Source organism: Mammaliicoccus sp. L-M44 (assembly GCF_022386355.1).
Classification (GTDB): Bacteria; Bacillota; Bacilli; order Staphylococcales; family Staphylococcaceae; genus Mammaliicoccus; species Mammaliicoccus sciuri_A.
On sequence record NZ_JAJNIU010000002.1, the window covers coordinates 1 to 15,053 of the forward strand.

General features: G+C 32.4%; 17 protein-coding genes. 5 read left to right on the forward strand and 12 right to left on the reverse strand.

All coding sequences use genetic code 11. The features are described from left to right. Nucleotides 1–156: 156 nt before the first annotated feature. From LQ611_RS01025 to LQ611_RS01040, 4 genes are all read right to left on the reverse strand, one after another. The gene (locus LQ611_RS01025; RefSeq protein WP_025904464.1) at nucleotides 157–486 is read right to left on the reverse strand and encodes a winged helix-turn-helix transcriptional regulator; all 330 of its coding nucleotides are present in this window, start codon (nucleotides 484–486) and stop codon (nucleotides 157–159) included. Nucleotides 487–558: 72 nt separating this feature from the next. Then, entirely contained in the window at nucleotides 559–1,815 is a 1,257-nt protein-coding gene (locus LQ611_RS01030) for a UDP-N-acetylglucosamine 1-carboxyvinyltransferase (RefSeq protein WP_037589788.1), read from the reverse strand. Between the two features lie 274 nt (nucleotides 1,816–2,089). Beyond that, nucleotides 2,090–2,947 carry a class IIb fructose-bisphosphate aldolase FdaB gene (fdaB, locus tag LQ611_RS01035; protein ID WP_025904462.1) on the reverse strand — a complete coding sequence of 286 codons (858 nt, stop codon included), beginning with the start codon at nucleotides 2,945–2,947 and terminating at the stop codon, nucleotides 2,090–2,092. An 85-nt stretch (nucleotides 2,948–3,032) separates the two neighbouring features. Continuing rightward, nucleotides 3,033–3,386, reverse strand: coding sequence for a response regulator (locus tag LQ611_RS01040; protein WP_103362087.1), 354 nt, complete (start codon nucleotides 3,384–3,386; stop codon nucleotides 3,033–3,035). 60 nt (nucleotides 3,387–3,446) lie between these two features. Between LQ611_RS01040 and LQ611_RS01045 the strand changes: the two genes are divergently transcribed. Beyond that, a complete protein-coding gene (locus LQ611_RS01045) occupies nucleotides 3,447–3,974 on the forward strand; it encodes a DUF2529 family protein (RefSeq protein WP_103362088.1) in 528 nt (175 codons plus the stop codon). A gap of 340 nt (nucleotides 3,975–4,314) precedes the next feature. Here LQ611_RS01045 and LQ611_RS01050 read toward each other — a convergent pair whose 3' ends face one another. From LQ611_RS01050 to LQ611_RS01060, 3 genes are all read right to left on the reverse strand, one after another. Continuing rightward, on the reverse strand, nucleotides 4,315–5,916 hold the full coding sequence (locus LQ611_RS01050) for a CTP synthase (RefSeq protein WP_025904459.1): 1,602 nt from the start codon (nucleotides 5,914–5,916) through the stop codon (nucleotides 4,315–4,317). A 145-nt stretch (nucleotides 5,917–6,061) separates the two neighbouring features. Beyond that, nucleotides 6,062–6,577 (reverse strand): DNA-directed RNA polymerase subunit delta, encoded by a 516-nt coding sequence (gene rpoE, locus LQ611_RS01055; RefSeq protein WP_037589792.1) that lies wholly within the window; start codon nucleotides 6,575–6,577, stop codon nucleotides 6,062–6,064. A gap of 104 nt (nucleotides 6,578–6,681) precedes the next feature. After that, entirely contained in the window at nucleotides 6,682–7,542 is an 861-nt protein-coding gene (locus LQ611_RS01060; protein ID WP_182477733.1) for a GNAT family N-acetyltransferase, read from the reverse strand. Between the two features lie 152 nt (nucleotides 7,543–7,694). On the opposite strand from LQ611_RS01060, the gene LQ611_RS01065 reads away from it, so the two are divergent. Further along, nucleotides 7,695–9,293 carry a BCCT family transporter gene (locus LQ611_RS01065; protein WP_025904456.1) on the forward strand — a complete coding sequence of 533 codons (1,599 nt, stop codon included), beginning with the start codon at nucleotides 7,695–7,697 and terminating at the stop codon, nucleotides 9,291–9,293. Between the two features lie 68 nt (nucleotides 9,294–9,361). Here LQ611_RS01065 and LQ611_RS01070 read toward each other — a convergent pair whose 3' ends face one another. From LQ611_RS01070 to LQ611_RS01085, 4 genes are read right to left on the reverse strand one after another with little or no spacing between them, the layout of a single operon-like run. After that, entirely contained in the window at nucleotides 9,362–9,898 is a 537-nt protein-coding gene (locus tag LQ611_RS01070) for a YqaA family protein (protein WP_103362090.1), read from the reverse strand. After that, complete coding sequence (locus LQ611_RS01075; protein WP_065381668.1) at nucleotides 9,892–10,521, reverse strand: lysophospholipid acyltransferase family protein; 630 nt, start codon at nucleotides 10,519–10,521, stop codon at nucleotides 9,892–9,894. The genes LQ611_RS01070 and LQ611_RS01075 overlap by 7 nt, the downstream gene beginning before the upstream one ends. Before the next feature lie 13 nt (nucleotides 10,522–10,534). Further along, nucleotides 10,535–11,473: a phosphatidate cytidylyltransferase gene (locus LQ611_RS01080; RefSeq protein WP_025904453.1), complete on the reverse strand. Its 939-nt coding sequence runs from the start codon at nucleotides 11,471–11,473 to the stop codon at nucleotides 10,535–10,537. Beyond that, nucleotides 11,470–12,078, reverse strand: coding sequence for a CDP-alcohol phosphatidyltransferase family protein (locus LQ611_RS01085; protein WP_198052267.1), 609 nt, complete (start codon nucleotides 12,076–12,078; stop codon nucleotides 11,470–11,472). Before LQ611_RS01085 ends, LQ611_RS01080 begins: the two co-directional genes overlap by 4 nt. Before the next feature lie 150 nt (nucleotides 12,079–12,228). Here LQ611_RS01085 and coaW point away from each other — a divergent pair, with 150 nt between their 5' ends. The 3 genes from coaW to LQ611_RS01100 are packed head-to-tail and all read left to right on the forward strand — an operon-like array spanning nucleotide 12,229 to nucleotide 14,456. Then, nucleotides 12,229–13,026 (forward strand): type II pantothenate kinase, encoded by a 798-nt coding sequence (gene coaW / locus LQ611_RS01090; RefSeq protein WP_103362091.1) that lies wholly within the window; start codon nucleotides 12,229–12,231, stop codon nucleotides 13,024–13,026. A gap of 18 nt (nucleotides 13,027–13,044) precedes the next feature. After that, on the forward strand, nucleotides 13,045–13,674 hold the full coding sequence (locus tag LQ611_RS01095) for a pentapeptide repeat-containing protein (RefSeq protein ID WP_103362092.1): 630 nt from the start codon (nucleotides 13,045–13,047) through the stop codon (nucleotides 13,672–13,674). Nucleotides 13,675–13,685: 11 nt separating this feature from the next. Further along, a complete protein-coding gene (locus tag LQ611_RS01100; protein WP_103362093.1) occupies nucleotides 13,686–14,456 on the forward strand; it encodes a TrmB family transcriptional regulator in 771 nt (256 codons plus the stop codon). A gap of 73 nt (nucleotides 14,457–14,529) precedes the next feature. Here LQ611_RS01100 and LQ611_RS01105 read toward each other — a convergent pair whose 3' ends face one another. Next, nucleotides 14,530–15,051 (reverse strand): hypothetical protein, encoded by a 522-nt coding sequence (locus tag LQ611_RS01105; protein WP_107591015.1) that lies wholly within the window; start codon nucleotides 15,049–15,051, stop codon nucleotides 14,530–14,532. Between the last annotated feature and the right edge of the window lie 2 nt (nucleotides 15,052–15,053).

Genomic DNA, 15,053 nt, shown 5'->3' on the forward strand with positions numbered 1-15,053 from the left:
AATATTATTCTAGCATGTAGAGATGCATTTTTTAATACAACGGTGAAACCATACTGTACCATACGCATAGCGTATGGTTTTAATTACACAAATAAAATACCCGCCAACGAAATGATTTTCATCGCATTGACGGGTACTTTATAATATTCAATTCATTTAGGAATGATTCTCTTGTAATTCCACATTTTTTTGTGCCCACTCTTCTAATGGTACAAGCGCTTGTGCTAATTCGTATCCTTTAGTTGTTAAATGATATTCAACTGATAGAGGCGTTGTTGTAACAACTTTCTTTTCAACTAATCCCCAATCACTTAATTCAGTTAATTTAAGAGATAATGCTCTAGGTGTAATACGTCTTAAGTCTCTTTTCATATCAGAAAAGTGAGCCGAACGTTCATCACAACGTGATAAATAATTAAGTATTAAACCATTCCAACTGCGTCCTATTACTTTAAAAGTTTCTTCCAAATAAGGACATACTTCCATGTTACTCACCTCTTTAACTTCTATATTGCCATTATACTACACTTTATATACAAAGTATATAATTTATACTTGTTATACGGTTTCAGTCCAAATATCAGCACCTAGTGCTTTTAATTTTTCAACAATACCGCTGTATCCTCTATGAATATGCTTCACATTATAAACCGTTGTAACGCCTTCAGACATTAATCCAGCAATTAATAAAGATGCTCCTGCTCTTAAATCACTTGCTGCTACACTTGCACCTGTCAATTGAGATGGATAATAGATAGCTGTGCCATTTTCTAAATTCACATTTGCACCCATTCTGATCAGTTCATCAACGTGTTTAAATCTTGCAGGATAAATCGTTTCTGTTATTTTACTTTGACCATTTGCTTTTAATAATAAAGGTGTAAATGGTTGTTGTAAATCTGTTGCAAAGCCAGGATAAACTGCAGTTTGTATATCAACAGGTTTATATTCATCTTTACCTTTAATAACAACTGAATCTTCACCTAAATCGATTTCAGTGCCCATTTCTCTTAATTTAGCGATTAATGGTTCTAAATGTAAAGGAATGATATTTTCGATGTACACTTCTTCACCCATGGCTGCTGCTGCACACATGTATGTACCTGCTTCTATTCTATCAGGAATAATTGTATGTTTTGTACCGTGCAAGGATTCTACACCTTCAATTTTCAATGTATCTGTACCTGCACCTCTAATTTTAGCGCCCATATTATTTAATAATGTCGCAACATCAACAATTTCAGGTTCTTTCGCTGCGTTTTCTATTACTGTTTTGCCTTTTGCTAAAGAAGCTGCCAACATTATATTGATCGTTGCACCAACACTCACAACATCCATAAATATTTTAGCGCCAACTAATTCTTCAGCTATTAAATACATCGCACCTTGTTCATTTGTTACTTTTGCACCTAGTGCTTCAAAGCCTTTAATATGTTGGTCAATTGGTCTAGGGCCTAAAGGACAGCCGCCAGGTAAACCAATCACACATTTTTTAAAACGTCCGAGCATAGCACCCATCATATAATAAGACGCTCTTAAAGATTGTACTTTATTGTTAGGTAAAGGTAGATTCACCGCATCGCTTGAATCAACGACAAGCTGATCACCATTTAATTCTGTTTTAATATTTAAATCACCAAGTAGGCTCATTAAAGTTTTGACATCTGAAATATCTGGTAGTCCATCTAATGTCACAACATCATTCGCCATTAAACTTGCTGGAATAAGTGCAACTGCACTATTTTTAGCACCACTTATTTGCACTTTACCATTTAATTTTTTACCACCATTTATTTTTATAACTTCTTGAGACATATGTTTACTCCTTTACTTCATCGTCTTAGAGAATGCATACTCTCTCAACATGAATAGATAATTATTTCCATTATATACTATTCAATAAGATAAACGCAAAAACATAAAAAGTAAATAGAAATGACATAATTTACTACGAAAGAAGTATTAAATTTTAAATTTTTGGCATTAAAATAAATTGAGTAAACGTATTGAATAAATATTCAATTTTTCTATAAAAACAGAAAAAACTACTACAAGCACGATGCTTGTAGTAGTTTGAATTTAATTAAAATTAAGCTTGGTTAGAAGTACCAAATTCTTGGATTTTACCTTTAACTGTTGCTTTAATTGCTTCACGAGCAGGTCCTAAGTATTTACGTGGATCGTAAACTTCGCTGTCGTTGTTTAACACTTCACGAACTGCTTTAGCAGATGCGATTTGGTTTTCAGTGTTAACATTGATTTTAGCTGTACCGAAAGTGATAGCTTTTTTGATATCGTGAGTTGGGATACCAGTACCACCGTGTAATACTAATGGTAAACCAGTTGAAGCACCGATTTCTTCCATTTCTTTGAAACCTAAGTTTGGTTCACCTTTGTAAGGTCCGTGTACTGAACCTAATGCAGGTGCTAAAGTATCAATACCAGTTCTTTCAACTAATTCTTGACATTCTTTAGGATCAGCATAGATAACGCCTTCTGCAACTACGTCATCTTCTTGTCCACCAACAGTTCCTAATTCAGCTTCAACAGAAACACCGTTAGCATGAGCATATTCAACTACTTTAGAAGTAATTTCGATGTTTTCTTCGAATGGGTGATGAGATGCATCGATCATTACTGAAGTGAATCCAGCATCGATAGCTTCTTTACATTTTTCGAAACTTGAACCGTGGTCAAGGTGAATAGCAACTGGAATTGTAATGTTGTAATCTTCAATTAAACCTTCAACGATTTTAACGACAGTTTTGAAACCACCGATATAACGTCCAGCTCCTTCAGATACACCAAGGATAACTGGCGCATTTTCTTCTTGTGAAGCTTGAAGAATAGCTTGTGTAAATTCTAAGTTATTGATGTTGTATTGACCAACAGCATAACCGTTTTCTTTTGCTTTAATTAACATTTCTTTCATTGAAACTAAAGGCATTGAGTTTCCTCCTAATGTGCAAGGCACGAATTATTTACAAAGTTATTATATCAAACTTTGTGAATATATGCACCTTTTGAAAGCCCTATCCTAAATGTTTTCTTACAATTTTCATAACTTCTTCAATTGTAAACGGTTTCATTAGCACACCTGTAATATTTCCTTTTTTTAAAACTTCTAACTCGGTAGATGATTGAAATGCTGAAATGATATAAACTGGAAGATTGTTGTCAGATTTTCTAATTTCGGCAAATACTTCTTCCCCAGAAATTCCAGGCATTCTTTTATCTATAAAAATCAATTTATAAGTATTTTTATGAAATAATTCAATGCCCTCCGCTCCATTTTTAGCAGTATCTACATTAAATTGATTTAATTCCATAATTTCTTTTAATAATTGTCTAATATTCTTTTCATCATCTATAATAAGTACATCCATTGAAGATACCCCACTTTTTCTATAAAATAAATTTAATGACGTTAATAAGGAGAATACAAATTGCTTAAAATTTTTAATACACAATTAAATGGCATATTTAGTAAAATAGATGCCCAAATTGAAGAAATTGAAATCGCATCACAACTGCTTATGCAAGCAGCAAACGGTGAAGGCAAAATACGCATCAAAACTTTCGACGAAATCAATCATTTCCAAACATTTATGACTGATGGTAACGAAAGCTTTCCACATGCAGAAACACTCAATACTATAGATGATATCGAAAAGATCGACTCTACTGACCGCGTATTATTAGCCGGTACTTCTTTTACTGAAGAACTCAACGAATGGATTACAAAATTAAACGACCACGATATAGATTTTGTCGTAATAGCCAACAAAGATAAAGACAATAAGACACACGAATCACTCATGCATTATATTGACTTATCAACACCAAGAGCAATCATTCCAACCGCTGATTACAGTAAAATCATTACCCCACATCTTATGGCTTTAAATTATATATATTATATCATGTTTGCTGAAATGCATGAGATTACACAAGATTTGAATGAAGAAATTTAGTAGTAGTAGATAATGGGTCTGAATTTTACGAGTTGGGAGATAACGGAGGTTTTAGTTACAATTTTTATGAGTTTTGTAATTATGGGCTTCCATAGTTACACTTCCAACGACTTTTGTTACTATAGACCGCCTTAGTTACATTTCTTATGAGTTTTGTAATTATAGGCTTCCATAGTTACATTTCCGCCGACTTTTGTAATTAACACACCTGTTACGAACAAGTTTGGCGAAAAGTGTTCACAACGCAGCACTTAATATCCCACACATATTCATACAAAAAAGCGCCCTCTATCTAAAATACTTGAAAAAGTATTAGGATAAAGGGCGCTTTAAATATATATTATTTATTTTGAATGCTTGCTTCTACAAATCCTCTGAATAATTTTTGTGGACGTGTTGGTCTAGATAAGAATTCTGGATGGAATTGACATGCTACAAACCATGGGTGATTTTCTAATTCTACGATTTCTACTAATCTACCATCTGGGCTTGTTCCTGAGAATTTCATGCCTTTTTCTTCTAATCTTTCGCGATATTCGTTATTAAATTCATAACGGTGACGGTGTCTTTCGTCTACTTCTAATTCACCATAGACTTTATGTGCAATTGTTCCTTCTTCAATTTTACATGGATAAACACCTAATCTTAATGTGCCACCTAAATCTTCGATGTCTTTTTGTTCTGGTAATAAATCGATAATTGGATATGGTGTGTTTGGATCTAATTCAGCTGAATGTGCATCGTTTAATCCAACTACGTTTCTAGCGAATTCAACTGTTGCTAATTGCATACCTAAACAAATACCTAAGTATGGTACGTTGTTTTCACGTGCATATTGAATGGCTAATATCTTACCTTCTACACCTCTATCACCGAATCCGCCAGGTACTAAAATACCATCTACATCTGCAAGTTCTTTTTGATAGTTTGTTTCGTTTAATTTTTCAGAGTCAATCCACTTAATTTCAACATCTGATTTAAAATCATAACCAGCATGTTTTAAAGCTTCTGCAACTGATAAGTATGCATCTTGTAAACTAACATATTTACCTACTAAACCAATTTTCACTGAACCTTCTAAATTACGTACAGTGTCTAATAATTGGTTCCACTCTGTTAATTCCGCTTCTGGTGCAGCTTCTAAATCTAATCTTTCAATGACGATATCATCCATATGTTGTTCTTTTAAAGCTAATGGAATTTGATATAACGTATCAGCATCTCTACATTCAATGACTGCACGTTTGTTAATGTCACAGAATAATGCAATTTTATCTCTTAAATCTTGAGTCATTTCATATTCAGTACGTACCACAATTAAATCTGGTTGAATACCTAAACCTCTTAACTCTTTAACACTATGTTGTGTTGGTTTAGTCTTCATTTCACCAGCAGCTTTAATGTATGGAAGTAACGTACAATGGATGTACATAACGTTTTCACGACCAAGATCACTCTTGATTTGTCTAATTGCTTCTATAAATGGTAAAGATTCAATATCACCAGTTGTACCACCAATTTCAGTAATAACAACATCAGCATTTGTACTTTCACCAGCCATTAATAATCTTGATTTAATTTCATTTGTAATATGTGGGATAACTTGGACAGTACCACCTAAGAAATCTCCACGTCTTTCTTTTTTAAGTACGTGAGAATAAACTTTACCTGCCGTTACATTTGAATATTTATTAAGGTTAATATCAATAAATCTTTCATAATGTCCTAAGTCTAAGTCTGTTTCTGCACCATCTTCAGTTACAAAAACTTCACCATGTTGATATGGACTCATTGTACCTGGATCAACATTTAAGTATGGGTCGAACTTTTGAATCGTTACATTTAATCCTCTATTTTTAAGTAATCTCCCTAGTGATGCTGCTGTAATACCTTTACCAAGAGACGATACTACGCCACCTGTTACGAAAATGAACTTTGTCATGTTTGTACCTCCATTTATTTTTTAAAAAATAAAAAACGCTCCCACTTACATTATTTAAAATGTAAGGAGGGAGCGCTATATTTATACGATTGTCCTATTTAAAGGAGCCCAATTAAAATATTACCATCTTTTAAAGAAAAGTCAATTAAAATTCGTCTTCTTCGTCTTCCTCATCTTCGTCTTCTTCATCTACAACAAGACCCGCTTCATCTAATTCATCTTCTACGTCTTCGTCTTCAGGGTCTTCAGGATCATTTAAACCTTCTTCATCATCTTGATCAATTGTAATATCAAGATCTTTAGATTTATCTTCTTCCCCTAATAATGAAATTTCTGAATCAGCTTCATCGTCTTCGTCTAGAACGTTGAATTTTTGAATTGTTGGTGCGATTTTTTCTTCGATATCGTCAACTGAATACCAGTCACGAAGTCCCCAAATATTCTCACCCACACTTAAGAAGCGTCCATCAGTATTTAAGTCCGTATAGAATTGTAAAATACGGTTCTCAATTTCTGAATCATTATAATTACCTAAGCTTTTGAATTCGTCTATCATATCATATAAGTTTGTTTCTTTACCGTTCTCTGTTAATAAAATATAAGCCATTTCGATAAATGAATGCTCATCTACCATTTCTTTTGTGAAATCTTTTAATTTCATGCTTTACTCTTCCTTTCAACAATCGAACTATTGTCGCACATTAATATTTATAATCATAACAGTTTACGATTATAATTGACAAGATGATTTTTAGCAAATGTTAGTTAATACTTAATATATTTCATGAGTTTAATATAGTCCTCAGATTTTTGTATTTCTACAAATCGCGCTTTCTCACATAAAGGTTTCAATTTATTGTTTGAACCGAATAAAGTGATGTGTATTTCTTTCTTATCTTCAAACCTTCTTCTAACAAAAGTACTTAACTGTCTTAAAGCACTCTCTGCAATACCTTCTTTTCTTTCGTCTTCTTCAACTTCTATACTACGAATATCAAAATAATGATCTTTATCTTCTAATACGATGATACCTACTTTTTGGTTATCTTTCATTAAATGTATATCGACAAATTCGTTATCTAAATCATCTTCATTTAATACAAGTTTCAATGAAGATACATATTTTGAATCTAAATCTAAATAATACAATCGTTCTTTACCTAATGGTCCTTCTTCTTTTGTAGCTGTATGCATAAAGCCAGCTCTTTCATATAAATTCCATGCTGCCTCATTTTCAGCATCTACTACTAAATATAAATGATCAAAATCAGGGAACACATGTTGAACATACTCAGGTAAATTCATCATTATAGTTGTGCCATACCCATTTCCTTGATACTTTTCATTGATTGATAATGAACGTATATATACAACATTATGCGGTGTATCATAACCTTCGTGTTGATAATACTTATGCAATACAAAGAAACCAACTATGTCGTCTTGATCGTTTACAACAACATTAGGTCTTCTATCAGGATCTTCGATAGCACCATCCAACACTTCTTTAGGCAATGAAGAATAAATTTGTTGTCGTTCGTTTAATTCAAAATCATATAGTACCGTTCTCATATGTTCTTCAAATGGTTTAATGACGATTTCACCGAATGATTTAGCTTTCATGATTGATATCCTCCCGTTTGTTTATATATATCATAACGAATTTTACATTCATTGCGCAATTAAGAACCATAGAAAACGTAATTATCGTACACATGTTATTTTGATTTGGATGAGGGTAATAGAAATAAGACTGCATAATTTAAAGGGGGATATTAATGAAACAGTCAAAAGACAATACAGACAAGCATAATAATAAGACAACATTAGTATTTTGGGTATCAATGTCTATTATATTATTAGTGACTTTAACTGCTGGAATTTTTCCAAAAGGTTTTGGTAAATACGCTAACATATTATATACATTTATATCTAACAGTACAGGATGGTTATTCTTAATCATCGTATTCGTTTTAGATATCTTTTTAATAGGATTAGCTATAACGAGGTTTGGTCGATTTAAACTCGGTAGAGACGACGAAGAACCAGAATTCTCATTTATATCATGGGTCGGCATGTTATTCTCTGCTGGTCTCGGTGTCGGGATTGTATTCTGGGGCGTAGCTGAACCAATGACACATTACTTAAAATCACCACTTCCAAATGAAGTAGATGGCTCTACATTAGAATCAGCTCGACTTGCTATGGGTTATACATTTTTCCATTGGGGTATTTCACAATGGTCTATCTTTGCAATGGCAGGGCTTATCGTAGCTTACTTCCAATTTAGAAAAAGAAGAGACGGTTTAATATCTACAGCAATGGAACCTGTATTCGGTGAAACTTATAAGAAACCATACAGAAATGTTATCGATATCTTAGCGATAGTCGCAACTGTCATGGGTATTGCAACATCAATTGGTCTAGGAATAATGCAAATTGGTGGCGGACTTCATCATGTTTTTGATATTCCTAATAATAATTGGACTAAAATTATCATCACCGTCATTATGACTTTACTATTTCTTGGATCAGCAGCATCAGGTCTTAATAAAGGTGTTAAATGGCTAAGTAATGCTAACATATTTATTTGTTTTGCTTTACTTATATTTATACTTATTTTAGGACCGACACAATTTATATTTGAAACATTTACTGTTGCTATAGGTGACTATATTACAAACTTTGTACAATATAGTTTAAGATTAAATCCTTATGAAGGCGACAATTCTTGGATTCAACAATGGACTGTGTTCTATTGGGCATGGGTCATTGCTTGGTCTCCATTTATCGGAGGATTTGTAGCCAGAGTATCAAGAGGCAGAACGATTAGAGAATTTGTAATTGGCGTGTTAATTATTCCACCACTTATTTCATTTAGTTGGATTGCCACTTTTGGTGGAACGGCCATGTATTTAGTTATTAATAAAGGTGCTTCTATTGCGGAAGATGTTAAAGGAGATTATACAGTTGCACTATTCTCCCTATTATCAAACTTCCCATTTTACGAAGCAACAAGTATTCTAGCAATAATATTAATCTTCTTGTTCCTTGTTACAAGTGCAGATTCAACTACTTTTATCTTATCAAGCATGTCTGATAAAGGTTCAATCGTACCGCCATTCAAGTATAAATTAGTTTGGGGAACACTAATTGGTGCCATTTCAGTTGCCATGACATTAGCAGGTGGTTTAGAAAGTTTACAAACAGCTTCTGTCGTAGCCGGCCTACCATTCGCATTTATACTATTCTTAATGATGTTCTCTATTATGAAAGCATTACGTAGAGAACCATCTAAACATTTCAAAATGACTTATATAGATGATGACACAGATTTCTCCAAGTCATTAGAAGAACGCGAAGAAGAAGAAAAATAATTAAAAAAAGCACCATTCATTGTTTCATCAATGAATGGTGCTTTCTTTTATTGTCGTAATTTCATATATTAAAACGAATGTATCGAAAAATATACCCAATAGACGATGATCCATATGATTAACCATAGTAATATTTTGATATATTGATTAACGTTTTTAAACACAATGTGACTGAGTACATATGCCAGATAGCTCGTTAATATAAACCTCAAGAGTCTTGCAATGAAACTTACGAGTATAAATACAATAAAAGATATACCTTCGTGATAGCTCATCATTGCATAAAGTTTATATGGAACACCAAACAATGGTGCTTCTATTAATCCGAGCACTCCTTTATCTTCTAATGAATGTATCACATGTTCTATCATATAAGGATGAATACCAGGAATCTTAATCATGATCATTTCAACAAAGTTCAAATGTTGAATTGAAATAATGTAAACGATGATACCACCTAGAACTGCACCTACAATTGCAATCAAATTTGCACATAATAATTTAAATTTACTTTTTTGTTTGATTGCATAATAAGTTAAAGCTACATCAGGGATAATAAAGAATACAATCGCTTCAAGAAAAGCCCATATAAATATGATTACCATTCTTTAAAATCACCTTCATTTCTAAGTTCATTCATTCGTTCATTAAGCTCATCCATAAATGCTTTTCTATTCTCATTAAATAAAAATGGACGTCCTACAAAAATATCAACAAAGAATGGTACAAATAGTTTTGAGCCTTTCGGTAATGATTTGCCTAACCCATGTAGAAACAAAGGTTGTATCGGAATGTTTGGTCGTTCTCTCATTAAATAATAAATCCCGGATTTATATTTTGATAACTTTTCAGGTTCTCCTCTACTTCCCTCTGGATATAGTATGATAATACTCCCCTCATCTAAAGCATCCACAATTGGTTCAAATAATCCTTTAATATCTCGCGTCATTTTTCGCTCTATTGGTATGATTCTCATAATATTCATAGAAAACCATTTTAATAGTTTGTTTTTCAGAAAATAATCACCTGCAGCTACAGGTCGTGCTTTCTTAAATCCTTCTCCTTGAAAAAGTGAAAGTAGTACAAGTGTATCTAAATGTGAATTATGGTTGGCAATAATCACAATAGGACCTTTTTTAGGTAACCATTCTCGTCTACGTATATTTAATCCTAAAACAATTAAAATAATTGGCTTAATGATACATGTAAATATAATGAGTCTTAACATATCGGTTCACCCCTTAAAAGTAAAAGAACCTTACAAAGTGGAAGAAGAGTGGCGCTGTGTATGTTAAAGAATCTACTCTATCCAAAATACCGCCATGACCAGGTATTGTTTGAGAAGTATCTTTAATATTTAAATCTCTTTTTAAAGCTGAAATATTCACATCTCCCACAAATCCCATAATACTAATATATAAACCTGCTACAATCATGCCTAATAATGTGAATGGCGTAAGTAATGGTGCTAAACATAAAGATAGAATTGTCGTTGAAATAATCCCCCCAACAAAACCTTCCCAAGTCTTGTTCGGACTCACTTTAGGTACAATTTTGTGTTTACCAAATGCTTTACCGAACAGAAATTGAAAGACATCATTTGCTTGCGTTAATATAACTAAAAATAAAACAAGGCTTGCACCGGGTACTGAACTTTTTTCGCCAGGTAAGACAATTAAGTATGCTAAATGACTTAAACTAAACACCATCAGCATCATGCCCCATTGTACAGATCCCATTGATTGTAAAAACCCTTTTGTTTCGCCTATCAATATTGCTTGTATCGGTATAAATAAGAACATATATACCGGTATAAAAATAATAAACATACCATAAAATCCAAAATAGATAAATGTAAATTGAATTGGTATAGATAAGTACGCCCAGAATAATACGGCTCTATGACTACGATTTGTAGGTATTAAAGAAAAATACTCTTTCAAAGCTAAAAAGCAAAGTAAGCCAAGAAAAATTAATGACACAGTAGAGTGAATAACTAAAGCAATTGTAAAGATAATACACATACTCCACCATGATTTAATTCTTAATCTAATTTCAGTGAAATCTTTTTCAGGATATCGTTTCGTTAAATAAATACTAATCAAACTGGATAATACGAGTACGATAAATACCCCAATCATAACAATCAGCATTTCTGAAGATATCTTCCCTAAGTTCATGATTTAACCTCCTTTAACCCTTTTGTTATTCGATTATAAATATTGATTAACATGAGTATTGAACAAATATAGAACACAAAATGTAAATAAGGAATGATATTTAAATGAACAAAAATCAGGATACTGATGAAACCTACAATAAATGCTCGGTCACTTTTACCCATCGGACCGTCATATCTTCTTGAACTACCGATCACTTGAACAGTTACACCAGCCATTTCACTTATGATTGATAAACTGATAAACAACATAATACCTATTCCATAATCTTCAGCAATAAACACGAATGGTATAAATAAAAATAAATCACTTATAACATCCCCTATTTCATTCAACAATAACCCTAAGTGAGATTTCATTTGATATTTTTTTGCCATTACACCATCAATTGCATTTAAAGCCATTCTTACAAACATCACGATTGGCATTAAAATATAAATCCATTTGTTTTCATGAAATATACTTAAAATAATTCCTGTTACGATAGATAGCAGTAATGCTAATATTGTAACTTGATTTGGGGTCATTCCGATTTTTCTCATCCAGTCAACGATAGGCATTAACAGTTGCTGAAATTTCGGTTTTATTTCGTATATGCTAATCAAAATATAACCTCCCTCATTTATACTTGGTATCATCTTATCATGTAATTATACAATTTTTACAATATATTTCTAAAAAGCATTAATTTATCATATACAATTTTTTATAGTATAATAACGATAATTATTTACTTTTCTAGATGAGGTGTTCGTGTGAAAATTGGTATTGATGCCGGTGGTACTTTAATTAAAGTCGTAACCGAATTAAATAATGAAAGAACGTATCAAAAATGGTTAGCAACTGACATTGATCAAGTTGCAGATTGGTTAAATCAATTAGATGATGTTGAAGTATCGATTACAGGTGGTAAAGCACAATACTTAGACTCATGCATCAAACATCAAGCGAAACGTAGTATTGAATTTGATGCGACTTATAAAGGGATTCAAATATTTTTAAAAGAAAACAATATAGACCTTGAAACATATATATTCTCAAATGTCGGTACAGGTACTTCTATTCATTATGCTACTACTGATCATCAAGAGCGTGCAGGCGGTACAGGAGCTGGTGGCGGTATGATACAAGGGTTAAGTTATTTACTGACTCAAATTAGTGATTATGACGAACTTGTTCAAACAGCTTTAAATGGGGATCGAGATAAAATAGATTTAAAAGTTAAACATATTTATAAAGGTGATAACACCCCTATTTCTGGAGAATTAACTGCTGCTAACTTTGGACATGTATTACAACATATGAACGATGCATTTCCAAATGCTGATCGATTAGCAGCTGTAATGGGTATTGTTGGAGAAACAGTCACAACCGTATCCATTCATGCCGCAAGACAATACAATACAGAAAATGTTGTGTTTATAGGATCTTCATTTGTTAAAAATGAACTACTCAAAAATATTGTCGTTGATTACACGATTTTAAGAGGTCTAAAACCACACTTCATTGAAAATGGTGAATTTTCAGGAGCGCTCGGTTCAATATATTGTTAAACATTAAGGAGTATTAATATGAAAATTATAGAACCTAAACTACACAATGATTTTGAATATGAAGAAGAAAAAGATGTAATACTCTATCAGTCTTCGTATGACTTGTACTTTGATAAAGCATTAATTCAATTAGATGAAGAAACGAGTCAAATCGATACAATGTATTTCAATCAATGTACATTTGAATCTGTTGATTTCACTAAAATTCACGGATTAGATATTATATTTAAAGGATGCGACCTTTCAAACTGTATATTCAGCGAAGTCTCTCTTAATAGAGTACACTTCAAAGACTGTCGTATGATTGGTGCTAACTTTACGGGTATTAAACTCAAGCATGTACAATTTTCAAATTGTCAGTTGAAAATGAGTCAATTTCAAAATTGTAACTTAGATCACGTTTTATTTAACGATAATCAAATGTCAGAAACTTACCTTTCATTCTGTACTCAAAAATCTGTCGCAATTGAAAGATGTGCATTAGAGTCTCTTGAAGTCGTTGAAACATCATTAAAAGACATTGATTTATCGTCCAATACAATCGAACAACTTGTTGTCCAACCTAACGACTTAAAAGGTGCAACAGTTTCTGAATATCAAGCATATGATATACTTCCGTTATTCGGGGTTAACGTAACATCAAACTAGAAGGTGACACTATGAATCAAATGATAGACATTTTAAAACGCTTTGGATTAAGTGAATATGGCTCTAAAGCTTATATCGCCCTTGTTCAAAATCCAGGCATAACAGCTTATAAACTTAGTGAAATATCAAGCGTACCACGTTCAAAAATTTATGAAGCACTCAATAAACTTGATGAACAAGGACTCGCTTATTTCAATTTACAAGACCAAAAGAAATACTACTATGCCTTATCACCAAAACAGACCATTCAACTATTTGAAAAAAAGCAAAACGAAGAACTCCTTCAACTGGAACAAGAAATCAATAAATTAAACATTGTAACAGATAATGCACCTATTCAAATAGAAGTCTTAACAAATGAATCAACAATCATCGATACCGTAACATCTGCCATTAAACAAGCTAAAAGACAAATAACCGTTTCAATATGGCCAGACTTATATGACATCTTAACAAACCATGTCTCAGAAGATATCCATATTCAAGGAATTACATTCCAAGTCGACCAACCCGGCTATGATCTCATCAATCACCGTTATACAAACTACGTCAAAAGTTCATTAGCACTTAAACCATTTGTCGTAATCGTAGACGATGAACACATGATTTACGGACAAACAGCAGAATCAAATATGCGCGCTTATATCAGTTATGACCACACACAAATAAAAATGATGAAAGACTACATTTGGCATGACGTCTTAGTCAATAAATATATTAATAAATTTGAAGAAGATATAGAAGACGAAATAACCCTTAAGAGAAAAACCTTTTTCTCTTAAGGGTTATTATTTGGGATAAATGATTTTACTACGTTGGGATGAAGTAACTACCTTAGTAGTTACTAATAATGTATCAAACAATCTTCCCACCGTCAACACGAATCGGTAAATATAATTTTTTCAACTTATGACCATTACGGTCGAGGTAAACGACTTTCAATTTATGTTTACCTTTAATATTATCAAGGTTAGTGCTAAAACTTAAACGAGCTTCATATTTATCATAAGTCACACTAGCTGTTTTATATTTACTATTTTTCAATTCATATTTTCCGCCACTTGTATCATATAAATCATCAACAAGTAAAATGAATGCTCCATCTAAGTTTTTTTCAAATTCATCTTTCGAACCTTTATTTTTCAAAATGGTCATATCCATATCTATTGTTATTTCATTACTAACAGTATACGCATCTAAATTACTGATTTTTAACTTGCCTACACTTATTTCATGATTATGATTTAATTGAATCTCCTCTTTTTTTAATTCGTAATCTGTAAATTTTTCATTTGCCTTTACATATTGACGATACCCTATTGAACCAATACTGATAATTAGAACGACTAAAACGGTAATGACGAGTGTTTTTTTCATAG

Coding starts and splice junctions, on each gene's coding strand:
- LQ611_RS01025 (WP_025904464.1), bottom strand. CDS start 486: ATGGAAGTATGTCCTTATTTGGAAGAAACTTTTAAAGTAATAGGACGC.
- LQ611_RS01030 (WP_037589788.1), bottom strand. CDS start 1,815: ATGTCTCAAGAAGTTATAAAAATAAATGGTGGTAAAAAATTAAATGGT.
- fdaB (WP_025904462.1), bottom strand. CDS start 2,947: ATGCCTTTAGTTTCAATGAAAGAAATGTTAATTAAAGCAAAAGAAAAC.
- LQ611_RS01040 (WP_103362087.1), bottom strand. CDS start 3,386: ATGGATGTACTTATTATAGATGATGAAAAGAATATTAGACAATTATTA.
- LQ611_RS01050 (WP_025904459.1), bottom strand. CDS start 5,916: ATGACAAAGTTCATTTTCGTAACAGGTGGCGTAGTATCGTCTCTTGGT.
- rpoE (WP_037589792.1), bottom strand. CDS start 6,577: ATGAAATTAAAAGATTTCACAAAAGAAATGGTAGATGAGCATTCATTT.
- LQ611_RS01065 (WP_025904456.1), top strand. CDS start 7,695: ATGAAACAGTCAAAAGACAATACAGACAAGCATAATAATAAGACAACA.
- LQ611_RS01070 (WP_103362090.1), bottom strand. CDS start 9,898: ATGGTAATCATATTTATATGGGCTTTTCTTGAAGCGATTGTATTCTTT.
- LQ611_RS01075 (WP_065381668.1), bottom strand. CDS start 10,521: ATGTTAAGACTCATTATATTTACATGTATCATTAAGCCAATTATTTTA.
- LQ611_RS01080 (WP_025904453.1), bottom strand. CDS start 11,473: ATGAACTTAGGGAAGATATCTTCAGAAATGCTGATTGTTATGATTGGG.
- LQ611_RS01095 (WP_103362092.1), top strand. CDS start 13,045: ATGAAAATTATAGAACCTAAACTACACAATGATTTTGAATATGAAGAA.
- LQ611_RS01100 (WP_103362093.1), top strand. CDS start 13,686: ATGAATCAAATGATAGACATTTTAAAACGCTTTGGATTAAGTGAATAT.
- LQ611_RS01105 (WP_107591015.1), bottom strand. CDS start 15,051: ATGAAAAAAACACTCGTCATTACCGTTTTAGTCGTTCTAATTATCAGT.